The organism is Neobacillus sp. DY30, from assembly GCF_030123065.1.
In the GTDB taxonomy this organism is placed as follows: domain Bacteria; phylum Bacillota; class Bacilli; order Bacillales; family Cytobacillaceae; genus Neobacillus.
Genome location: NZ_CP126093.1, coordinates 5,906,810 through 5,927,777, shown reverse-complemented (window position 1 = coordinate 5,927,777; position 20,968 = coordinate 5,906,810). Strand labels below are relative to the sequence as shown.

General features: G+C 42.7%; 23 protein-coding genes. 19 read left to right on the top strand and 4 right to left on the bottom strand.

All coding sequences use genetic code 11. The features are described from left to right. Positions 1-63 precede the first annotated feature (63 nt). Complete coding sequence (locus tag QNH29_RS29225; protein ID WP_283862732.1) at positions 64-906, top strand: PfkB family carbohydrate kinase; 843 nt, start codon at positions 64-66, stop codon at positions 904-906. Between the two features lie 485 nt (positions 907-1,391). Here QNH29_RS29225 and QNH29_RS29220 read toward each other — a convergent pair whose 3' ends face one another. Further along, complete coding sequence (locus QNH29_RS29220; RefSeq protein ID WP_283862731.1) at positions 1,392-2,378, bottom strand: SIS domain-containing protein; 987 nt, start codon at positions 2,376-2,378, stop codon at positions 1,392-1,394. Between the two features lie 200 nt (positions 2,379-2,578). Here QNH29_RS29220 and QNH29_RS29215 point away from each other — a divergent pair, with 200 nt between their 5' ends. The 16 genes from QNH29_RS29215 to nuoN all read left to right on the top strand — a co-directional run bounded on the left by QNH29_RS29215 (position 2,579) and on the right by nuoN (position 17,736). Beyond that, positions 2,579-3,124 (top strand): TIM barrel protein, encoded by a 546-nt coding sequence (locus QNH29_RS29215; protein WP_283862730.1) that lies wholly within the window; start codon positions 2,579-2,581, stop codon positions 3,122-3,124. A 5-nt stretch (positions 3,125-3,129) separates the two neighbouring features. Continuing rightward, the gene (locus tag QNH29_RS29210; RefSeq protein WP_283862729.1) at positions 3,130-3,414 is read left to right on the top strand and encodes a sugar phosphate isomerase/epimerase family protein; all 285 of its coding nucleotides are present in this window, start codon (positions 3,130-3,132) and stop codon (positions 3,412-3,414) included. 111 nt (positions 3,415-3,525) lie between these two features. Beyond that, positions 3,526-4,245, top strand: a complete 720-nt coding sequence (locus tag QNH29_RS29205) for a GntR family transcriptional regulator (RefSeq protein ID WP_283862728.1) — start codon at positions 3,526-3,528, stop codon at positions 4,243-4,245. Positions 4,246-4,296: 51 nt separating this feature from the next. Next, complete coding sequence (locus tag QNH29_RS29200; RefSeq protein WP_283862727.1) at positions 4,297-5,130, top strand: YitT family protein; 834 nt, start codon at positions 4,297-4,299, stop codon at positions 5,128-5,130. A gap of 65 nt (positions 5,131-5,195) precedes the next feature. Then, the gene (locus tag QNH29_RS29195; RefSeq protein ID WP_283862726.1) at positions 5,196-5,849 is read left to right on the top strand and encodes an HAD family hydrolase; all 654 of its coding nucleotides are present in this window, start codon (positions 5,196-5,198) and stop codon (positions 5,847-5,849) included. Between the two features lie 1,132 nt (positions 5,850-6,981). Continuing rightward, positions 6,982-7,356, top strand: coding sequence for an NADH-quinone oxidoreductase subunit A (locus QNH29_RS29190; RefSeq protein ID WP_283862725.1), 375 nt, complete (start codon positions 6,982-6,984; stop codon positions 7,354-7,356). Next, entirely contained in the window at positions 7,347-7,859 is a 513-nt protein-coding gene (locus tag QNH29_RS29185) for a NuoB/complex I 20 kDa subunit family protein (RefSeq protein WP_063254614.1), read from the top strand. Before QNH29_RS29190 ends, QNH29_RS29185 begins: the two co-directional genes overlap by 10 nt. 3 nt (positions 7,860-7,862) lie before the next feature. After that, entirely contained in the window at positions 7,863-9,239 is a 1,377-nt protein-coding gene (locus QNH29_RS29180; RefSeq protein ID WP_283862724.1) for an NADH-quinone oxidoreductase subunit C, read from the top strand. Positions 9,240-9,242: 3 nt separating this feature from the next. After that, positions 9,243-10,343 carry an NADH-quinone oxidoreductase subunit D gene (locus QNH29_RS29175; protein WP_283862723.1) on the top strand — a complete coding sequence of 367 codons (1,101 nt, stop codon included), beginning with the start codon at positions 9,243-9,245 and terminating at the stop codon, positions 10,341-10,343. Then, positions 10,343-11,347: an NADH-quinone oxidoreductase subunit NuoH gene (gene nuoH / locus QNH29_RS29170; RefSeq protein ID WP_283862722.1), complete on the top strand. Its 1,005-nt coding sequence runs from the start codon at positions 10,343-10,345 to the stop codon at positions 11,345-11,347. Before QNH29_RS29175 ends, nuoH begins: the two co-directional genes overlap by 1 nt. A gap of 83 nt (positions 11,348-11,430) precedes the next feature. Continuing rightward, a complete protein-coding gene (gene nuoI, locus QNH29_RS29165) occupies positions 11,431-11,850 on the top strand; it encodes an NADH-quinone oxidoreductase subunit NuoI (RefSeq protein WP_063255622.1) in 420 nt (139 codons plus the stop codon). Further along, a complete protein-coding gene (locus tag QNH29_RS29160) occupies positions 11,847-12,365 on the top strand; it encodes an NADH-quinone oxidoreductase subunit J (RefSeq protein WP_283862721.1) in 519 nt (172 codons plus the stop codon). The genes nuoI and QNH29_RS29160 overlap by 4 nt, the downstream gene beginning before the upstream one ends. Further along, positions 12,362-12,676 (top strand): NADH-quinone oxidoreductase subunit NuoK, encoded by a 315-nt coding sequence (gene nuoK, locus QNH29_RS29155; RefSeq protein WP_063255620.1) that lies wholly within the window; start codon positions 12,362-12,364, stop codon positions 12,674-12,676. Before QNH29_RS29160 ends, nuoK begins: the two co-directional genes overlap by 4 nt. A 161-nt stretch (positions 12,677-12,837) precedes the next feature. Beyond that, the gene (gene nuoL / locus QNH29_RS29150; protein WP_283865779.1) at positions 12,838-14,700 is read left to right on the top strand and encodes an NADH-quinone oxidoreductase subunit L; all 1,863 of its coding nucleotides are present in this window, start codon (positions 12,838-12,840) and stop codon (positions 14,698-14,700) included. A 2-nt stretch (positions 14,701-14,702) separates the two neighbouring features. Next, positions 14,703-16,211 carry a complex I subunit 4 family protein gene (locus tag QNH29_RS29145; protein ID WP_283862720.1) on the top strand — a complete coding sequence of 503 codons (1,509 nt, stop codon included), beginning with the start codon at positions 14,703-14,705 and terminating at the stop codon, positions 16,209-16,211. A 7-nt stretch (positions 16,212-16,218) separates the two neighbouring features. Then, a complete protein-coding gene (nuoN, locus tag QNH29_RS29140; RefSeq protein WP_283862719.1) occupies positions 16,219-17,736 on the top strand; it encodes an NADH-quinone oxidoreductase subunit NuoN in 1,518 nt (505 codons plus the stop codon). A 132-nt stretch (positions 17,737-17,868) separates the two neighbouring features. Here the strand turns inward: nuoN and QNH29_RS29135 are convergent, their stop codons facing one another. Genes QNH29_RS29135 through QNH29_RS29125 form a run of 3 tightly spaced genes read right to left on the bottom strand, consistent with a single transcriptional unit; the run spans position 17,869 to position 18,973 of the window. Further along, on the bottom strand, positions 17,869-18,468 hold the full coding sequence (locus tag QNH29_RS29135) for a general stress protein (protein WP_283862718.1): 600 nt from the start codon (positions 18,466-18,468) through the stop codon (positions 17,869-17,871). Positions 18,469-18,516: 48 nt separating this feature from the next. Beyond that, on the bottom strand, positions 18,517-18,693 hold the full coding sequence (locus QNH29_RS29130) for a CsbD family protein (protein WP_283862717.1): 177 nt from the start codon (positions 18,691-18,693) through the stop codon (positions 18,517-18,519). 31 nt (positions 18,694-18,724) lie between these two features. Beyond that, positions 18,725-18,973 carry a hypothetical protein gene (locus tag QNH29_RS29125; RefSeq protein ID WP_283862716.1) on the bottom strand — a complete coding sequence of 83 codons (249 nt, stop codon included), beginning with the start codon at positions 18,971-18,973 and terminating at the stop codon, positions 18,725-18,727. A gap of 221 nt (positions 18,974-19,194) precedes the next feature. On the opposite strand from QNH29_RS29125, the gene QNH29_RS29120 reads away from it, so the two are divergent. Together QNH29_RS29120 and QNH29_RS29115 are read left to right on the top strand one after the other, a co-directional pair. After that, a complete protein-coding gene (locus QNH29_RS29120; protein ID WP_283862715.1) occupies positions 19,195-19,356 on the top strand; it encodes a hypothetical protein in 162 nt (53 codons plus the stop codon). 75 nt (positions 19,357-19,431) lie between these two features. Then, positions 19,432-20,937, top strand: a complete 1,506-nt coding sequence (locus QNH29_RS29115) for a mechanosensitive ion channel (protein ID WP_283862714.1) — start codon at positions 19,432-19,434, stop codon at positions 20,935-20,937. Positions 20,938-20,968 lie beyond the last annotated feature (31 nt).

Here is a 20,968-nt window from a genome sequence, read left to right as displayed (position 1 = left end):
AGAAACTTGGAAAGATACAATAAACTTATTGTATCTTTCTCTTATTCATTTATTGGGAGGGTTTTGAGGATGAGGCTGATAGCGGTTGGAGATAATGTAGTGGATTATTACGATGATCGCCAGGAGATGTTCCCGGGCGGAAACGCATTAAATGTAGCAGTCTTCTGGAAACGCTATGGTATGGAGGAGGTTTCTTACGTAGGCATCATTGGGAACGATGAAGAAGGCGAGCATATTATCAACTCCCTGCAGGAAGAGGATATCGATGTTTCCCAGGTCCGCCGTGCGTTTGGACCATCTGGGGAGGCGGTTGTGTCTTTGGACGAGCATGGCGATCGGATCTTTGTCGGCTCTAATAAAGGCGGCATTCAAAAGCACCTAAAACTTAATTTTACAAAAGAAGAACTAGAGAGTATTGGCACCTATTCACTGCTCCATACGAGCGTATTTAGCCATATCGAAAAAGAACTGCCCGTATTAAAAAAGTACATTAATATCTCGTTTGACTTTTCAACTAACCGAGATGACGACTATTTGCAGCTTGTCTGTCCGCATGTGAAGTTTGCGATCTTCTCTGGTGGAGATTTATCGGCAGCGGAATGTGAGGCTTTTATTAAAAAGGTACATGAGGCGGGAACACCAAATGTGATTGTGACGAGAGGCTCTGAAGGATCGTTATTTTCCGATGGTAACCAGTTGTTTAAACAAGGGATTGTCGAAACGGAGGTTATTGATACACTCGGAGCCGGAGATACCTTTGTTGCTGTGTTCTTAAAGGAATTCATCGTAAATCATGATGCGCAGGAAGCGATGGCAAAAGGAGCTGCAGCGGCAGCTGAAACCTGCCAGCGATATGGCGCCTTTGGCCACGGGAAGAAGAGAGCTAGGAAGATTGTGCTTTGTTAGTATTTATATCGAAGGGACCTGTTCTAGTAGAGAGCAGGTTTTTTTGTTGTTGAAATTTTGAAGTTATAGTGACCGAAGTGGTGGAAGGTGAGCGGTTTGGGTAGCTATAGGGGGTTTATAGTGACCGAAGTGGAGGTAGGTGAGCGGTTTGGGTAACTATAGAGGGTTTATAGTGACCGAAGTGGTGGAAGGTGAGCGGCTTGGGTAACTATAGAGGGTTTATAGTGACCGAAGTGGAGGTAGGTGAGCAGTTTGGGTAACTATAGATGGTTTATAGTGACCGAAGTGGAGATAGAGAAGAGGTTTGGGTAACTATAGAGGGTTTATAATGATCGTAAATGTGATTGATGAAGTGTTTAGGTCACTATGAAAAGGTAAACAACAAAAAGATTAAGACAATGACGAGAGTCAGGCATTCGCCTGGCTTTTCAGGTTTGGATTCTAAAAAAAAAGCTCCTGAGTCGAAACTCGAGGAGCTCTTGCTTTTAGTATTCTACTTTCCACATGTAACGTCTTTTTGAGAGCGGGTGGTTGCGGGCATCTGCTAATTGTTCTGCGTATCGGCGCAGTACGTTGTTTAATACGAGCGGTGCAATGTAGCCCTTTAACTCTTCGTCGACACCAGTTAGATCAAGATCCTTGGCATCTAGTACAACCAATTTCTCGCCGTACTTTTTCGAGAAGTCTAAAGCTCTTTCATCTAGCGGGCGTGTTTCATCTAGGCCAAGCAGGATAATGAAAGGTACATCTTTATCAATGATTTCGAATGGTCCATGGAAGTATTCACCAGCGTGAACAGCATTGGAGTGGATCCACTGCATTTCCATTAGGATACAAATCGCATAGGAATAAGCAATTCCGTAGTTTGCTCCGCTTGCCATTGTGTAAATAACTTTTTCGTCCTTGTATTGCTGGCCGAATTGGTATGCTTGGTCTTTATATTGTACATCTGATTTATCAAAAACAGCTTGGAGGTTCGTTAAGCTGTTAATTACCTTATCAAACTTGTCATTTCCTTCTAACACGTTTAGGACACCGAATGTTAATTGATAAAGCAGGCCTAAGTTGGTGTTAAAGGCAACAGATTCAGTACCCCATTCGTATTTTACAACAAACTCACTTTCTTGAGCTAAAGGTGAGGTTGGCTGGTTTGTATATCCAACGGTTAAAGCGCCTTTTTGGCGGGCAAATGTTGCTGCAGCGACTGTTTCAGGTGTTGTACCAGACATTGAGCATAGGACAACAAGTGAGTTTTCGCCAAGTTTTCTAGGATTACGATGAATGAATTCATTGGAACTATAAACGTCTGATGTAAGATTTTTTGCCTCGCGGTCAAGTATGTACTTGTTTGGGTACATAATCGCAGAAGAGCCACCGCAAGCTACAAAATATACGTGGTTAATGGTGCGTCCTTTCAGAGCCTCTAATACATTTTGAACTTGTGGATCTACAACTACTTGTGAATTTACCATTCATGTTTCCTCCTTAAATTCATTTTGAAAGGTTTAAAATATAATATAACATTATATAACATTATATTAATTCACACCCTTTTAATTGTCAATCTTTTTCGAACATTTAATTTATTAAATTATACCACATTGACATATAACGTAATATAATGTTATATTTACTCTAATATTTTGCTTTTTTAAGGGGAAGGGTTGGAGTGATGGCTAAAATTACGATGGATCAGGTAGCTGGGATGAATTTTCATTATAAGCACTACCCTTTGGAGTACTTTCTAGATGCTATGGTTCGCTATGAATGTAGAAATATTGAATTATGGGGTGCGGCTCCTCATTTTTATGTGGATGATTTGAGTCTCCACGAGATTCAAAATATAAAAAAAGAGATTAATAGAAGAGACTTATCTGTGGTCTGCTTTACACCTGAGCAATGTGTTTACCCAATCAATCTGGCTGCCAAAGAAGATAGGCTGCGTGAGAAAAGTATACAGTACTTTATTAAGTCAGCGGAGGCAGCTAAGGAGCTAGGTGCACCAATGCTTTTAGTTACCCCGGGCTGGGGCTATGAAAATGAAGAACCGGACGAAGCTTGGAAAAGAACCAAGGATTCGTTAGAGAGGTTATCGACAGTGGCAGCCGACTTAGACCTAACCCTTGCATTTGAACCTTTAACAAGAGTGGAATCCAATTTAGTTTTTAATGCTAAGTCCTTAAAAAGGATGTTAGATGAAGTGAATACCCAAATCTAAAAGGAATGATCGATACGATTCCGATGGCGCTGGCGGGTGAGGACTTTGAGGACTACTATCGTATAGTAGGTGATGACTTAGTTCATATTCATTTTATCGACGGTAAGCCAGAAGGTCATTTGGTTTGGGGAGACGGCGTTTTACCTCTGGAAAAATACATCCATCAATTAAACGGAATTGGATATAAAGGCTTTCTAACTTTGGAATATACTTCCTATCAATATGTTCAAAATCCGGATGAAGCGATGGAACGGTCTTTGAGGATTCTTTCAAGTGTGATAGATGGTTGAAACAAATTGATAGTGTGAAATAAAAACTATATACTTAGTAGTACGAAGGATAAAGTAAATTGAATACCTATGTAAGCCTTTACTTTATCAAATATTAGGCAGGTGATAATAATGTTAAAACAGGATGACCAAATTCCTTTATACATCCAATTGAAAGAATCGATTCGCAGCTCGATTGTTAATGGTCAATTAAAATTCGGAGATAAGATTCCGACTGAATTAGAGTTAAGCGAAGAGTATAAAATTAGTAGAATTACGGTCAGAAAAGCGATTCTTGAGTTGGTAGAAGAAGGCTATCTTGTCAAAAAACAAGGCAAGGGTACGTTTGTAAACAAGCGAAAAATTGAGAGAAAGATTGTTCACTTCTTAAGCTTTAGTGACGCTTGCAAGGCAAATGGCCTGATACCAAGCAGTAAAGTAATTAAAAGAGAAATTATCCAGCCAACCCCAAGGGATCAAAAGCTGCTTCAACTTGATGATGGTGACGCTCTTCTATTTATTCAACGGGTCAGATATGCCAGCGATTCACCGATTATGCTCGAGAATAATTATTTTTCATATAAAGAGTTTCATGCTTTATTAAATGAAGATTTGGACGCATCGGTCTATCAAGTTTTGGAAGAAAAGTTGAATGTAAAACCTACGGGTGCCAGTGAAACTTCCTTGGAGATTGTCAGGGCTGGTGAAGAAGAAGTCCAATTGCTAAACGTTGCGAGCGGTGAACCGCTGTTTTATATGGCAACCTTGGTACATGACGAAAACGGCAAGCCGGTTCACATCGGAAAGCAGTATATCGTTGGCGATAGTTATAAATTTATTTTAAAGCAATAGGACGGTTAACACATGGGATAACGGAATATTCTTATGAGGAAGTAGATCACAATGTGGAAAACAGTCAAAGAATGTTTATACATTTTATTTGGTGGACTCATTTTTTCAGTAGGTATCAACTACTTTACAATCCCAAACCTGTTGTCAGAAGGCGGTATAATCGGCCTGACTGTGATTGCGCATTATCTTTTTGACTTGTCGCCAGGGATGGTGAATTTCGTCCTAAATACGGTCCTGGTGCTGATTGGGTATAAATTTTTAGAAAAAAGAGCGATTATATATACGTTATTTTCTATTTTTTCCTGTTCTCTTTTTATGTATATTACGGAGCAGACTGGAAAGAGGATAACGGATGACCCGCTATTAGCAGCAATCTTTGCTGGAATTTTAGTCGGCGGAGGCTTAGGGATTATTTTTCGTGCGGGCGGCACTTCGGGTGGAACCACGGTCTTGGCGAAATTGGCGAATCAATTTTTAGGCTGGAGCATGGGCAAGGGTATTCTATTGATTGATATCATTGTTGTCGCTGGTTCTGTTTTTATCATTGGACTTGTGAAAGCGATGTATACTCTCATTGCCGTTTATATTGGCGCTAAGGTCATTGACTTTATTGTTGATGGACTTGAGGAAAAAGTGGCTGTTCTTATCATTTCGAATTCCCCGCAATTGGTATTGCACAGGGTGACGAGTAAAATGTCGAGGGGTATTACCGTGTTAGAGGGACGCGGCGGTTATACCGGTGATAATAAGGAAGTCTTATACATTGTGATTAGCCGACAAGAGGTCGTTCGGTTGAAAAATATAATTAGTGAAATTGACGAGCACGCCTATGTTACGGTCCATCACGTGCAGGAAGTGATTGGGAAAGGGTATAAGGCGAGCTGAACCGGAATATAAACAATGGCGAAGACTAGTTCTTTGCCTATTTTTTTTGAAAGCGAGGGAGTTTGGTGGGCACCAATTTAGTTATTTTTGATATGGATGGGTTGTTATTTGACACGGAGCGGCCTTCGTTCCAGGCTTTGCAAGAGGTGGTTGTAAAGAGAGGCTATCCGTTTACGTTAGATCATTATAAACAGCTCATTGGTATACCAGATAGAGAATCTGATGTAGTATTACTGAAAATGTACGGAGATGATTTTCCGTTTGATGTGATTTCAGAGGAATATCACGAGCGGTTTAAAAGGATTTTAGTGGATGAGGGGATTTCGGTGAAGCCGGGCGTTGTTGAGTTGTTAACCGCTTTGGAGGAACGGGGGATAAAAAAATGTATCGCTTCTTCCAGCACTCGAGAAACAATAGCGGGGTATTTAAAGCGGACAGGACTTGAAGGCCGATTCGATTTTTATATTAGCGGCAATGATATAAAAAAAGGCAAGCCTCATCCGGATATTTTTGTTGTGGCCTGTAAACTAGCGGGCGAACCAGCGGAGTCGGCCCTTGTTTTAGAAGACTCGCTTAATGGATTAAAGGCAGCTTGTGCAGCGGGAATCCGCTGTGTGATGGTGCCTGATTTGATTGATCCTACTGAGGAAATGAGAGAAAAAGCTTATAAGATTGTTTCGGATTTGGGAGAGGTAGTTGGGTTGTTGGATATATTTTGAGGGAGAGATAAAAAATGGTTGGGCCAGTCTTACGACTGGCTTTTTTTGATGTTTGGTGGGGTGGGGGAGTTGGTTAGGCAGGTAAACGAAGGGTATTGGCAGGTAAATGAAGAGAAAGGCAGGTAAGTTTGGGGAATTGGCAGGTAGAGGAAGGATAATGGCAGGTACGGGGGTGAGGTAGGTAAAAAATTAGGAGGTAATGGTTGGAGGCAGGGGGATTTCAAGTGATTTGATTAAGAGAAATGACGATGGCCAGTCTTGCGACTGGCTTTTTTGGGGTTTGATAGCGGTGGGGAATTGGTTAGGCAGGTAAACGAAGGGGATTGGCAGGTAAATGAGGAAAAAGGCAGGTAAGTTTGTGAAATTGGCAGGTAGAGGGTGGGAAATGGCAGGTACGGGGGGCAGGGGACTCAGGTAATTTGATTAAGGGAAAATGACAATGGCCAGCCTTGCGAATGGCGTTTATGGGAGTTTAGTAGGATGTTGATTATATTTATTCCTTTTTAATAGAAAGTTTTGAATGATTTGGTATATTGTGAATATGATGGGTTGTACAGGAGTATTATTTAAAAACTGCTTTTGGACTTGATGTAAATCGTTTTTTTATATAAAAGGGTAAGATTTGGTGTATATTTTATGACAATTCTCACTGACAATAATTAGTTTTTGTTGTTAAATGTCGATAAAAGGACCAAATTGGCTCTTGCGAGCCTGATACTATGCACGTCATCTTCCGCTCCGCTGCAGTTCACGTGCACCTAAGTGCAAGGTTCAACAATTCGCTTTTGCGTCATCTCTGAAGTGTTTTCAGGGAGCCTTTTCTGCGAGATCACGCAACGCTCAGGGGGTGGGGCTTTTGTGTCTCAAAACCAGTTCGATGGAAAAATTGGAAATTCTATCGCCATGTGCTAACGCACATTGCGCTTCCGCTGTCGCGTCCGCTTGCAAAATTTCACAATCCAAGGCGTTTCTGAGAGCTAGCTCTCAAACGCTTGGATTGTTAAATTTTGCGGCGATAGAATTTCCAATTTTAATGGGGTGGTGTTGTCGACACAAGTTTGTAACAATGCTATAATGTTATCGGTTACAAATTTAATTGTTATGAAAATTTACAACATTGGAGGGGATGGGCATGGAACTTTTAAATTTATATCAGAATAATTATCTGATAGTTTTTGTGTTCCTCTGTCTTGGGGTGCTGCTGCCGTTGGTGGCGTTGTTTTTAGGTAAGTTTTTGCGTCCTCATAAGCCGAGTGTCGAGAAGTATACGACATATGAAAGCGGTATTGATCCATTTCACGATTCCCGTGTACAGTTCAATGTCCGCTATTATATTTTTGCCCTTATGTTTGTTATTTTTGATGTAGAGACTGTATTTTTATATCCATGGGCTGTGGCCTATGAAAGACTTGGGGTTTTTGCGTTAATTGAGATGTTGATTTTTGTTGTTATGTTGTTGATTGGCTTAATCTACGCTTGGAAGAAGAAGGTGCTACGATGGACTTAAAACTAGATGACCTTTCACCACAGGAAATGAAAGAGCTAGAAAGAAATGTGTTTTTTGCGACGCTAGAGCAAATTAAGGCATGGGCACGCAGTAATTCATTGTGGCCGATGACATTTGGTCTGGCTTGTTGTGCGATTGAAATGATGGGTACGGGTGGAGCGAACTATGACCTTGACCGTTTTGGGACGATTTTCCGAACGTCTCCACGTCAATCAGACTGTATGATTGTATCGGGTACGGTTACGAAAAAGATGGCGCCAATTGTCCGCCGTTTGTATGATCAAATGCCAGAGCCGAAATGGGTTATTGCGATGGGGTCTTGTGCAACTGCAGGAGGTCCATATGTAAAATCTTATTCTGTTGTTAAGGGTGTCGATCAAATCGTACCTGTTGATGTTTATATCCCTGGATGCCCGCCAAACCCGGCTGCATTAATTTATGGAATTAATAAATTAAAGGAAAAGATTCGCTATGAAGCGAAGACTGGGAAGAAGGTGATCTAACCGATGAGCGGGGAGAAGGATCTCGATCAATTAAAAAGAGAAGCGGCTGAGAAGGCGAAGGCAGCTGCGCTGGCAAAGCGTAAAGCGAAGGAAGCAGGCGAAACAACAGCTGCACCGAAGCAGGAGGACAAACCCTCTGAGCAAGCGCTTAGTCAGGAGGCGAAGCCAGCGGAACCTGCTGCACCTGCTGATGATGCAGACCTTGCGAAGAAAAAGGCAGCAGCGGCAGCAAAGGCGAAAGCGGCTGCACTCGCGAAGAAGAAACGAGAAGGTATTGTAGAGGAAGAGGCTCCTGCTACGGCTGAAGCTGCGGAAGTAACGCCTGCGGCTGAAACCCCAGAGGATGGAGACGACCTTGCGAAAAAGAAAGCGGCAGCGGTTGCTAAGGCGAAGGCGGCGGCAGCGGCGAAGCGGAAAGCAATGGAATTAGCGGCAGGCAATGCGCCGGCAGAAGAAACACCAGCAGCAGAAGCGGACGCAGGTGATGACAGTGATGACCTTGCCAAGAAAAAAGCAGCAGCAGTGGCGAAAGCAAAAGCGGCGGCAGCGGCGAAGCGGAAAGCAATGGAGTTAGCGGCAGGCAATGCGCCGGCAGAAGAAACACCAGCAGCAGAAGCGGACGCAGGTGATGACAGTGATGATCTTGCGAAGAAAAAGGCAGCAGCAGTTGCGAAAGCAAAAGCGGCTGCAAAAGCGAAAGCAGCGGCAGCAGCGAAGGCAAAGGCGGCAGCAGCGGCAAAAGCCAAGGCAGCTGGAGTAGAGGGCGGCGCTGATGATGATGAAAAAGCGAAAGCGAAAGCAGCGGCAGTAGCCAAGGCAAAAGCCGCAGCAGCAGCAAAAGCGAAAGCAGCTGGAAAAGCAGGCGACGTAGCACCAGCTGAGACGGCAGCGGCTGCACCATCACCAAATCAGCCTTTCTTAGACAAGTACAGAAAGGTGATTGAGGAAAACTTAGGCCCTGATGTTTTGGAAGATTCTTATATTAATAAATTATCGAAAGATGTTCCAACACTGGTTGCAAAGAAAGATACATATTTCAAAGTGGCTCAATTTTTAAAATACAATGAGCTTCTCGGGTTTGATTATCTCTCTGAGCTGCATGGGACAGATTTCGTTACACATATGGAAATTTATGTTCACTTGTTCTCATACAAAAATCGCCAATCAGTGGCGTTAAAAGTGAAGATTGACCGAGATGAACCAACAATCGAGTCCTTGCAGCCTATTTGGGCAGGAGCCAACTGGCCTGAGTGCGAAGCTTATGATTTATTAGGAATTAAGTTTACCGGACATCCGAATTTACATCGGATTTTGCTAGGAGAAGATTGGGTTGGCCATCCACTGCGTAAAGATTATGAACAGTATGATGTGGAGGTGTAACCAATGATCAGAACTGAAGAAATGCTGCTAAACGTCGGTCCTCAGCATCCGAGTACACACGGAGTGTTCCGGCTGGTGGTTAAAATCGATGGGGAAATTATTACCGAAGCAACCCCGGTCATCGGTTATTTACACCGCGGAACAGAAAAGCTGGCAGAGAACCTGCAATATACACAAATCATTCCATACACTGACCGGATGGACTATTTGTCTGCAATGACAAACAACTATGTCATCTGTCATGCCGTTGAAACGATGATGGGAATCCAAGTTCCGGAACGTGCTGAATACTTGCGTGTCATGGCAATGGAATTAGGACGAATCGCAAGCCACTTGGTTGCATGGGGTACATACATCCTCGACCTTGGTGCGACAAGTCCGTTTATTTACGCGTTCCGTGACCGTGAAATGATCATTAATATGCTTAACGAATTATCAGGTGCTCGTTTGACCTTCAACTATATGCGTGTTGGCGGGGTTAAGTGGGACGCTCCAGAAGGCTGGGTTGACGGAGTAAGGGAATTCGTTCCTTATTTGCGCGAACAGCTGAAGGGTTATCACAACCTCGTATCGGGAAATGAAATCTTTTTAGACCGTGTAAAAGGGGTTGGCGTTTATTCAAAGGAAGAAGCGATCAACTATTCACTTAGCGGTCCAAACCTTCGCAGCACCGGTGTGAAATGGGATCTGCGTAAAGATGAGCCATATTCCATCTATGACCGTTTTGATTTCAATGTCGTCACAAGAGATGAAGGCGATTGTTTAGCCCGTTACCATGTACGCCTTGATGAAATTGAAGAATCTTTAAAAATCCTTGAGCAGGCTTGTGAACAATTCCCTGCTGAAGGTGAGATTATGGCGAAAGTGCCAAAGATTATTAAAGCACCAAAAGGGGAGGCTTTTGTACGAATTGAATCTCCGCGTGGAGAAATCGGCTGCTATATCTCAAGTGACGGTAAAAAAGAACCGTACCGCTTGAAGTTTAGAAGACCTTCATTCTATAATCTGCAAATTCTCCCGAAATTATTAGTAGGCGAAAACATTGCAAACTTGATTGCGATTTTAGGGGCAGTTGACATTGTCCTTGGGGAGGTGGACGGCTAATGGTAGAAGAGTTGCTTGGGTCCAGTCCCGGCTGGATGAATTTTGGAATCTTCTTTTTACTCGCCGTTGTCTTACTATTAGTGGTCTTAGGTTTCGTAACCTATGCGATATTAGCAGAGCGAAAGGTTTTAGGATATATGCAGGCCCGTCACGGCCCTAACCAGCTTGGCGGTAAGTGGGGATTATTACAGACAGTAGCCGACGTTCTTAAACTTTTAATCAAAGAAGACGTTATTCCGAAGGCAGCTGACAGGCCGTTATTTATCATTGCGCCAATCATTGCCTTTACTCCTGCCTTTATGGTACTTGCGACCATTCCCTTTACCGACAAATTTCAATTTGCCGATATTGGGGTTGGCTTGCTCTATTATATCGCCGTTTCAGGAATGACTGTATTTGGAATGGTTCTTGGCGGCTGGGCGTCTAACAATAAATACGCGCTCCTAGGAGGCATGCGTGCAGGTGCACAAATGATCTCTTACGAAATTCCGCTTGTCATGTCCGTTTTAGGTGTTATTTTATTAACAGGAAGCTTGAATTTGTCCGATATTGTCCTCCAGCAGGAGCATGGCTGGTTCATTCTTTATCAGCCAATTGCGTTTATCGTGTTTTTCATCGCTTCGATTGCAGAATTAAACCGGACACCATTTGACCTTCCTGAATCAGAGAACGAACTGGTTGCCGGATACTTTGTAGAATACTCAGGATTCCGTTGGGCATTCTTTATGCTCACTGAATATGTTTATATGTTTGCAATGTCATCTTTAATCACCGTCATTTTCTTAGGCGGATGGCTGCCGCCGCTGGACATCTTAGGATTTATCCCGGGCGCTGTATGGTTCGCACTTAAATTCTGTCTTGTCGTCTTCGTTTACATGTGGTTACGGGCTACACTTCCACGTTTCCGAATCGACCGACTAATGGAATTCGCGTGGAAAGTACTATTCCCAGTCGCATTAGCAAACATTTTCTTGACCGCGTTAATCAAAACATTATTTTTCTAGGGTGACTCATCACCAGTTTACATAATATTTGGTGACAGGCACCACATTATAGTAATTCTAAATAAATAAAAGGGGTGAAAAACGTGCTTGGATTTACAAAAGGCTTGAAGTATACCCTTAAACAGCTGACAAAGGAAAAGGTTACTTATAATTATCCAGATGAGCCGCTTCCGCTTCCGGACCGCTTCCGCGGTATTCAAAAATTTTATCCGGAAAAGTGTATCGTGTGTAATCAGTGCATGAACATTTGCCCGACAGAATGTATTAATTTAACGGGTAAAAAACATCCGGATCCAACGAAAAAAGGGAAAATCATTGATACGTATGATATTAATTTCGAGATTTGTATCCTATGTGACCTCTGTACCGAGGTTTGCCCGACTGAAGCGATTGTTATGACCAATAACTTTGAGTTAGCATCATACAGCCGTGATATGTTATTTAAAAACCTTGAATGGTTAGATGAGAACGACGAAAACGTACGGCAGGTGAATAAACCATGAACATAACAGGCGAGTTTATCGCATTTTTTGGCCTCGCCCTAGTCGCCATTATTGGCGGGGTACTGTTATTGAACCTTACCAAAGTCGTGCACATGGTCGTTGCCCTCATTTTTACGTTCGTCAGCATTGCTGGAATTTACGTGCTGCTGTCAGCAGAATTTGTCGCTGCGGTACAGATCTTGATTTATTCCGGTGCGATCACCATTATCATGTTATTTGGAATAATGTTAACGAAGCATGATGATGAAGGGGAAACAACCACAGGCAAATGGAGAAAGGTTCTATTATTCCTTGGAATAGTCGGTTTTGCAGGGGCTGTGTACTATGGAATTTATGATTTCAACGTGGTACAGGTACCAACCGACTTACATGTGGACAATACAATGAAAATCGGGGAAGCCCTATACTCTAAATGGGTCATTCCATTTGAATTAACATCTGTTTTACTATTAGTGGCACTTGTTGGAGCGATTATTCTCGCGAAGAAAGACGAGAAGGAGGGTGACAAGGAATGAGCTCAGTTCCTGCTTCAGCCTTCTTGGCACTCGCACTGATTTTATTCTGTATCGGATTATATGGGGCATTGACAAAACGAAACACCGTTATTGTCCTCATCTCAATTGAATTAATGCTGAATGCCGTCAATATCAACCTGGTAACCTTCAGCAAATACGGTGTAGCACCATCCATCACCGGTCAAATCTTCGCGCTGTTCACGATTTGCGTAGCCGCTGCAGAAGCAGCAGTCGGTCTAGCCATCCTAATGGCCTTATACCGCAACCGCAAAACCGTCAACATCGACGATATGGACACAATGAAAAACTAAATTTTAGGTTTGGATATTTTTTTTAGACACTGCGGTGCCTGTCACCGCAGAAAGACACTGTCCGTCTCAGGTGGACAAATTGGTAATATTTGGTGTACATCCTCGGTGGACAGTGTCCACGAGCGGTGACAGGCACCATTTTTAAAAAGGGGATTGTGATGATGATGGAAAATGCATGGATCATACCGCTTTTCCCGCTATTATCGTTTTTGATTCTTCTTCTATTTGGTAAGCGGCTGAAGGGTGCGAGTGCGTTCGTAGGGATTCTGCTTACATTGGCGTCGCTTGTGTATTCGTTGTTGGTGTTGTTCGAGCGTTTCAGTGAACCAACGTATAAAACTTCAACGGAGTGGCTCAGGATAGGAGATATTTCTTTAACAGCGGGCTTTGAAGTGAATCAATTGAATGCATTAATGCTAGTAATTGTCTCGCTCGTCAGCTTCCTGGTACATACATATTCAAAGGGATATATGGACGGGGATGAGCGGTTTCCAGTATTCTATGCCTATTTAGGACTATTTACGTTTGCAATGCTCGGGCTTGTCATCTCGCCAAACCTGCTGCAAACATATATTTTCTGGGAGCTCGTCGGAGTCGGTTCCTTCCTCTTAATCGGATTCTACTTCTACAAAGAAGAAGCGAAGGCTGCGGCAAAAAAAGCATTCATTATGACTCGTATCGGAGACGTTGGTCTCTTAATCGGGATGATTTTATTATTTTGGGAAACAAAAAGCTTTGAGTACAGTGAGATATTCGACGCAGTCGAAGCTGGCGCTGTCTCCACCACCATGATTACATTAATAGCGATCCTCATCTTCATCGGTGCTGTTGGTAAATCAGGTCAGTTCCCATTACACACATGGCTTCCGGACGCGATGGAAGGTCCGACACCAGTTTCGGCCTTAATCCACGCGGCGACAATGGTTGCTGCCGGTGTTTACTTAGTTGCTTCACTGTTCCCGCTGTTTGCAGCGAGTGAAACAGCATTGTTAACTGTGGCGGTCATTGGTGCGTTTACAGCCATCTTTGCGGCCAGCATTGGTCTTGTACAAACAGATATTAAACGCGTTCTAGCATACTCAACAGTCAGCCAGCTTGGATATATGATGCTTGCGCTCGGCTCTGCAGGCTATGTTGCGGGTGTATTCCACTTGATGACACATGCTTTCTTCAAGGCATTGCTCTTCTTAGCAGCGGGAAGCGTCATTCATGCGGTACACACACAGAACATCGAAGAAATGGGCGGTCTTTGGAAAAAGCTAAAGTTTACCGCACCGCTATTCTTAATCGGAACACTCGCGATCAGCGGTGTACCATTATTTTCAGGATTCTTCAGTAAAGATGAAATCTTAATTGCAGCCTGGGAAGGCGGACATCCAGTCCTATTCTTACTAGCGCTTGCAGCGGCATTTATGACCGCATTTTATATGTTCCGTTTGTTCTTCATGGTTTTCACCGGAGAATCACGGACACCAATGAAAAATGTACACGAATCACCATCAATTATGACATTGCCAATGATTGTTCTAGGTGTTTTAGCGGTTATCTCTGGTTACGTGCAAACACCATTTAATCATAACCTGGGTGCATGGCTCGTCGATGGAAACGAAGCACTGGGACACAGCCATATTGAAGGTCCAATTTGGATTATGATTGCGGCAACAGTCGTTTCCTTAGCAGGTATCTACCTTGCTTACCTTATTTACTACAAGCGTTCAGTCTCACGCAACTGGCTGTCTGGCAGCGGAGATACGCTTCACAGCATTTTGCTGAACAAATATTACATTGACGAATTCTATCAAATGTCAGTAGTGGCCGTCACAAAGGGTATCAGTTACTTCTTACGCTTCATCGATGTATTCCTTGTTGAAGGAATCATGAAGGGCGTAGCTGGGATTGTTCAAGGGCTTGGAGCAGCGGGATCGAAGCTTCAAAGCGGTCAAACGCAAACCTATGCAGCGTTTGCTTTTGTAGGCTTGGCACTGCTTGCGGTCATCTTCGTGTTAACAGGGGGGTACTTATAAAAATGGATCTTTCTTTCGTTCTATCAATATTAGTATTCTCCCCGTTACTCGGAATTATCGTTTTAGCGTTCATGCCGAAAACAGAAGAAAAGAGCATTAAACTCGTCGGTTTCTTAGCGACACTTCCGGCTCTGGGAGTTGCATTCGGTCTTTACCTTCACTACCTAGCTGGCAAAAGTTTGAGCGACTTTGATGTTGCAAAGGATTGGATTACCTTCGGAGGCCTGCAAGGTGCCGAAGCGGGATTCTGGAAAGTAAACTATGAACTTGGTGTTGATGGCTTCACGATGCTTTTAGTTGTTCTAACAGCGGTAGTCGCAACACTGGCAGCAATTGCCTCCATTTATGTGAAACACGAATGGAAAGGCTACTTCATGTTATTCCTGCTATTAGAAATCGGCATGCTTGGAGTTTTTACAGCTGAAAACTTAATTCTATTTTTCTTATTCTTTGAAATTACCTTAATCCCAACCTTCTTCTTAATCGGAAAATGGGGCTATTTTGAAAAAGAAAAAGCTGCATACAGTTTCTTAATCTATAACGGTTTAGGCTCAGCCGTGCTGTTAATTGTGATTATGATTCTATTTTCAAAAACAGGAACCACCAATATTGATATGCTCACAAAGATTGTGAGTGATCCGAACGTACCAATGACTAGCGGATTAAAATTAGGCTTATTGATTGCGCTCTTAGTCGCGTTTGGCGTTAAGCTGCCAATCTTCCCGTTACACAGCTGGATGCTTCGGGTCCACGTACAGGCGCCGCCTTCGCTTGTTATGATTCACTCTGGTATTCTATTGAAAATCGGTGCGTACGGTTTAATTCGTTTCGGAATGGGCATTTTTCCGGAGCAGTTTGAAACACTTGCAGTACTTTTGGCCGTCCTTGGAGTCGTAAATCTTCTCTACGGAGCGTTCCTGGCGTTCATTCAAACAGACTTTAAAATGGTTTTGGCTTACTCTTCGATTTCTCACATGGGAATCGTGTTAATCGGGTTAGCAGCATTGAATGAAGCGGGTGTGCAAGGGGCAATTTTCCAAGTGGTTTCACACGGTTTGATCTCAGCACTATTATTCTTCTTAGTCGGTGCTTTCTATGAGCGTACAGACACGTCTCTAATGGAAAACCTTGGCGGAATGGCAAAGGGAATGCCGATCGCTTCAGGCTTCTTGCTTGCAGGTGCGATGGCTTCACTTGGATTACCTGGGATGTCCGGATTCGTCAGCGAATTTATGGCGTTCTTAGGATTATTTGAAGAAATGCCGTGGATTGCCGCGGTCGGATGTATCGGGATTATTATGACCGCTGTTTATTTATTACGTGCCGTGCTCGGTATTACGTACGGCCAATCACACCGTGACTTTACCGGGGTTCTTGATTTGAAGGGCGTCGAATTTGTGCCGGTTATCGTGCTCATTGCTTTAATCGTTTTAATCGGAGTAGTACCAAGCGTTCTAAGCTCACCGCTTCAAGCCACACTTGAAACGATTATGCTAGGGTTAGGAGGGTGACGTCAGGATGAGTCTTGAGGAATTAACATCATTTAACTGGAGCATCATGACACCAGAGTTCATCATCGTTGGTGTAGCAGCGCTTCTTACAGTAATCGATTTATTTATGCCGAAAAATCAAGATCGCCGAATCCTCGGTTGGATCGGAATTGCAGCCATTTTTGCCGCGATGGTTTCTGTCGTCGGACTGCTTGGTGCAGCGCCTGATTCGATTTTAGATGATACCTTCCGTCTTGATTCTTTTGGGAAAGCATTCAAACTCCTACTGCTAGCAGGCGCAGCGCTTGTATTATTTTTAGCTGTCTCCTACAAGGGTGATGAGGGGATGGATGAATATCGCGGAGAATTTTACTATTTATTTTTAACCGGGTTACTCGGTGGAATGATTATGACATCCTCTGGTGACTTAATCACGTTATTTATCGGTTTAGAGTTGCTGTCGATTTCTTCTTATGTTTTAGCTGGTATTCGCAAAACGAATTTGCAGTCAAACGAGTCGGCAATGAAATATGTCATCAACGGATCGATTGCTACTGCAATTACTTTGTTCGGTATGAGCTATGTATACGGTCTAACTGGCACAACCAACCTGTTAGCCATCGCTAGAACACTTCAGGCTTTAGCTGATGCGCAGCATGCGTACTTGCTAGGATTGGCATTCTTAATGATTTTCGTTGGATTAGGCTTTAAATTGGCGGCAGCTCCGTTCCATATGTGGGCGCCGGACGTGTATCAGGGTGCACCAACACCGGTTACGGCTTTTTTAAGCGTTGTTTCGAAAACAGCTGGCTTTGTCATTGTGGCAAGGATTTTAATTTCTATGTTCGGTGTAGCCGCTACAAAAGGTCCGGGCTCCATACCAATTCTTTATAACATGCAGGATTATATCGCCGTTATTGCCGGAGCTACGATGATCATCGGAAACGTTGTTGCTCTGAAACAAAGCAATATTAAAAGAATGTTTGCGTACTCAAGTATTGCGCATGCCGGATATGTGCTGGTGGCGTTTACGTCATTGAGTTCGAACTTCTTTTATACCGTTTGGTTCTATTTGTTAGCTTACTTGTTCATGAACCTTGGGGCTTTTGCGATCATCCAGTTGATTGAAGCAAAGACTGGTTCTACAAGAATTGCTGATTTTGCGGGATTATATCGACGTTCGCCGATACTGGCTGTTGCGATGGGAATTTTATTAATCGCGCTGGCTGGCTTCCCAGGAACGGCAGGCTTCATTGGGAAGATGAACATCTTTATCGGTGCCTTTATGGTACAGGAACCGCATTATGTTTTGGCGTCTGTTATGATTGCCACAACGGTAGTGTCTTACTTCTACTATTTCGGTATTATGACACAAATGTTTTTCCGCCCGGCAGCGGATGACAGCAAGTTTTCAAACATTCCATTTGGAATTGTGGTTGTCTTAATCGTTACCGTCGCTGCGTCGATACTGTTTGGAATTTTCCCAGACATCGCCATCGACTTCGTGAACGAAAACTTTAACCACTTCGCAGACTTTCTACAATAGATCGGTAACTTTGGGGGAAGGAACCGGTCTAGGTCAAATATAGGGGTAACCATATAGGTAAAAGAAGAGGCATGGGGACCTCTTCATTACATGCAAAACGGTCCTTTTAGGGGACCGTTTTTTTAATAGCTATTATTGTAAGGGATCACGAACTTTCTCTCTTTCCTCTAAATCTTCCTTCGTTTCACCATTATTCATTTCATTGCCAAGCCTCTTCAATTCATCCCAATCCTGTGCCATTGAGCTATTGTTTGCCTGTGCTAAGGTATTCTGGTCCTCAAGAGGATGATTCAATCTATTTTTCGTTAAAACTAAAATTTTACCTTCTTTAACGGAGTTTCCGTAATATTCGGCTTCATCGTCTGGAATTCCGATCGCAATGAGTGCGCCGGTTAATCCACCTAAGCCGGCACCTGCAACGGCTCCAATTAAACTTGAAGCGATGGGCCCCGCGGCGATGATTGGACCAACACCGGGGATGGCCAGCGCACCTACTCCTACGAGTAAACCAGTTAAGCCTCCGAGTGTTCCGCCGGCTAATGCACCCGTGGCAGCGGTTTCTTCCGCAACGGTCCCTGTCTCATCGGCAATATAATTCACATTTTTGATGTCTTTACCAATAACACAGATATCCTGTTTATCATATCCTTCTTTAACAAGTTTCTCAATCGCAATAATGGCTTCCTGTTCGGTTTCATAAACTCCTACAACATTCTTTTCAACCTTGTCCATTTTCGGGTTCCTCCCCTTTTCTATTATTGGTTCCGAGAGATTCACAGCTTAATAGTTTTTTGTTATTTTATCCTTTACTCTGCCAACCTCTTCCTGCAATCTCCCTTTCGCCTGGTCAACTTTGCCTTCATTTTTTGTTGAGCGATCATCCGTCAATCTACCCCATTCTTCTTTGGCTTTCCCTTTAACTGTATCTACAAATCCATTCATTTTGTCTTTATTCATTTTAATAAGCCTCCTTAATTTTTATAAAAAATTATTGGTTAACACCATCATTAACACCGTTATCCTCAACCTTTTTTTCTATATCCTGTTGTGCTTCTTTTAATTCTGTTTCTACTTTATTTACAGCATCTTTGGCATTTTGCTTCGTGTCTTTATCTATTACGTCTTTCTGTTGACCATCACTGGCCCCGTTATCTTGATCGACCCCGTCACCGCAGCCAGTTAATCCGGCAAGAGTAAGAGAAACAGCCAATCCACCAACTAGTAAACTTTTCTTCATACTTACAGCTCCTTTCGTCGTGTTTGGTTATGCCCTTTTTATATTCCCAATAAGAAAAATCTGAAACTCTTTTCACCAGAAAAATGCAGCAAAACCATTTTCTTTCTATTAAATGTCTTTTTTTAAAAAAACTTGAGGTAATAGAAAAATGTACATTTATTGTTTAGGTCACTTACTAAAAGGGTAAAAGCATACTAGACAAATTAAAGGAGGAAACAACGATGAATAAAATTTGGAAAAAGAAATTGATGATGACAGGAATGATTTTTGCATTAACATTTGGTGCGCTGACAGGCTGTGGAGATGGAGTGGACCAGGATAACGGTGTAAGTGACGGATCCCACAAAGATGAGGCAGAAAATAAAAACCCAGAAACAAACTAAATGCTGAGGAGATAAGAAAGGGAAGAGTATCTTCTTTTTCTTATCTATTAAACGATAGAAAAGGAGATAGGTAGAATGAATCTAAATGAAATGATGACAGGATGGACCTCGTACTTTTATCAGCTTCCCAACCTATTATTTGCCCTTTTAGTCTTATTGGTTGGCTGGCTGATTGCCAAAAGCATTGGTAAAAGCGTGGAGGCCCTTTTAAAGAGAACAAAACTTGATGATAAGTTATTTTCAAACATTGGCACCAAAAAATATTCTTCCGAAGTCATTATCGGAAAAATAGTATATTACATCTTACTGGTTGTCGTCTGGATTATCTTCTTTAATATGCTTAACTTAAGCTTTATTGCGACACCGCTCGTAGAAATGCTGACGATGATTACAGCGGCGATTCCAAACGTTTTAAAAGCTGCCCTTATTTTACTTTTTGCCTGGGGTGTTGCATCGCTGCTTCGTATGCTGTTTAAAAAGGGTGCGGCAATGCTCCATTTAGAACGCCGCCTAGTACAGTGGAAAATGGCGGTAAGTCAAAGTGAAGCGGTAAACAAGGTAAACGGTATTGCAAAGGCACTATTCTATTTTGTTCTATTACTATTCTTGCCGGGTGTATTAGGAGCGTTACAGATTGAAGGAGTTTCAGAACCATTTGCAGATACGCTGTCAAATCTGCTTGCTTTCATCCCTAAACTAGTTGCGGCCGCTCTTATTGTGTTTGTTGGCTGGCTGATTGCAAAAATAGTCCGAGATATTCTAACAAACTTCCTAAGCAGCATCGGTACAGAAAAACTTGGCCAGCGTTTAGGAATGGTAAAAACAAGTGATAACATAAGTCTTTCAAGCATTATCGGCAACATCGCGTTTATTTTAATCTTAATACCTACAATCATTACAGCCTTAGAAAAACTTGAACTAAAAGGCATTTCTGATCCAGCAATTGCTATGCTTCATGATGTTGTAGGGTTAATCCCGAACATTGCCGTGGCCGTGATTCTGATTTTAGTTGGGATTTGGCTTGGAAAATGGGTGGAAAAGGTCGTTGCGCAAATGCTGTGGCGTTTAAAGGTTGATAATATCTTTACCCAAATGGGTGTGGGTTCACTTAAACCTGAGCAATCAACGTATACACTCTCTCAAATTATCGGATTGTTAGCAAAAATTGTCGTCATTTTATTATTTGCAGTCGAAGCATTGCAAATCGTCCAATTGGAGTTCCTTGTTGTTCTTGGTACCGCGGTGATTTCGTATTTACCGATGTTATTTGCCGCTCTTATTATTTTAGGAATTGGTTTATACCTAGGGAACCTTGTAGAGCGTATCCTGCAGAATATTCTTAAGAACAGCTATTCTAGAACGCTTGCAGCGGTTGCGAAATATGCTATTTTCTCGATTTCCATCTTTATGGCATTGGATCAGCTGGGTGTAGCACATTCCATCGTCAATGCTGCCTTTATTCTTCTATTAGGAGGATTAGCATTAGCGTTTGGGCTGGCATTCGGTCTCGGAGGAAAGGACTTTGCATCCAAATATCTGCGTAAACTGGACGATAAAATCGATAACAAAATAATAGAATAAAAGATTCGTTGAAGCTAAACGAAAAAATAAC

Coding starts and splice junctions, on each gene's coding strand:
- QNH29_RS29220 (WP_283862731.1), bottom strand. CDS start 2,378: ATGGTAAATTCACAAGTAGTTGTAGATCCACAAGTTCAAAATGTATTA.
- QNH29_RS29215 (WP_283862730.1), top strand. CDS start 2,579: ATGGCTAAAATTACGATGGATCAGGTAGCTGGGATGAATTTTCATTAT.
- QNH29_RS29210 (WP_283862729.1), top strand. CDS start 3,130: ATGATCGATACGATTCCGATGGCGCTGGCGGGTGAGGACTTTGAGGAC.
- QNH29_RS29205 (WP_283862728.1), top strand. CDS start 3,526: ATGTTAAAACAGGATGACCAAATTCCTTTATACATCCAATTGAAAGAA.
- QNH29_RS29200 (WP_283862727.1), top strand. CDS start 4,297: ATGTGGAAAACAGTCAAAGAATGTTTATACATTTTATTTGGTGGACTC.
- QNH29_RS29190 (WP_283862725.1), top strand. CDS start 6,982: ATGGAACTTTTAAATTTATATCAGAATAATTATCTGATAGTTTTTGTG.
- QNH29_RS29185 (WP_063254614.1), top strand. CDS start 7,347: ATGGACTTAAAACTAGATGACCTTTCACCACAGGAAATGAAAGAGCTA.
- QNH29_RS29180 (WP_283862724.1), top strand. CDS start 7,863: ATGAGCGGGGAGAAGGATCTCGATCAATTAAAAAGAGAAGCGGCTGAG.
- QNH29_RS29175 (WP_283862723.1), top strand. CDS start 9,243: ATGATCAGAACTGAAGAAATGCTGCTAAACGTCGGTCCTCAGCATCCG.
- nuoH (WP_283862722.1), top strand. CDS start 10,343: ATGGTAGAAGAGTTGCTTGGGTCCAGTCCCGGCTGGATGAATTTTGGA.
- QNH29_RS29160 (WP_283862721.1), top strand. CDS start 11,847: ATGAACATAACAGGCGAGTTTATCGCATTTTTTGGCCTCGCCCTAGTC.
- nuoK (WP_063255620.1), top strand. CDS start 12,362: ATGAGCTCAGTTCCTGCTTCAGCCTTCTTGGCACTCGCACTGATTTTA.
- nuoL (WP_283865779.1), top strand. CDS start 12,838: ATGATGGAAAATGCATGGATCATACCGCTTTTCCCGCTATTATCGTTT.
- QNH29_RS29145 (WP_283862720.1), top strand. CDS start 14,703: ATGGATCTTTCTTTCGTTCTATCAATATTAGTATTCTCCCCGTTACTC.
- nuoN (WP_283862719.1), top strand. CDS start 16,219: ATGAGTCTTGAGGAATTAACATCATTTAACTGGAGCATCATGACACCA.
- QNH29_RS29135 (WP_283862718.1), bottom strand. CDS start 18,468: ATGGACAAGGTTGAAAAGAATGTTGTAGGAGTTTATGAAACCGAACAG.
- QNH29_RS29130 (WP_283862717.1), bottom strand. CDS start 18,693: ATGAATAAAGACAAAATGAATGGATTTGTAGATACAGTTAAAGGGAAA.
- QNH29_RS29125 (WP_283862716.1), bottom strand. CDS start 18,973: ATGAAGAAAAGTTTACTAGTTGGTGGATTGGCTGTTTCTCTTACTCTT.
- QNH29_RS29120 (WP_283862715.1), top strand. CDS start 19,195: ATGAATAAAATTTGGAAAAAGAAATTGATGATGACAGGAATGATTTTT.
- QNH29_RS29115 (WP_283862714.1), top strand. CDS start 19,432: ATGAATCTAAATGAAATGATGACAGGATGGACCTCGTACTTTTATCAG.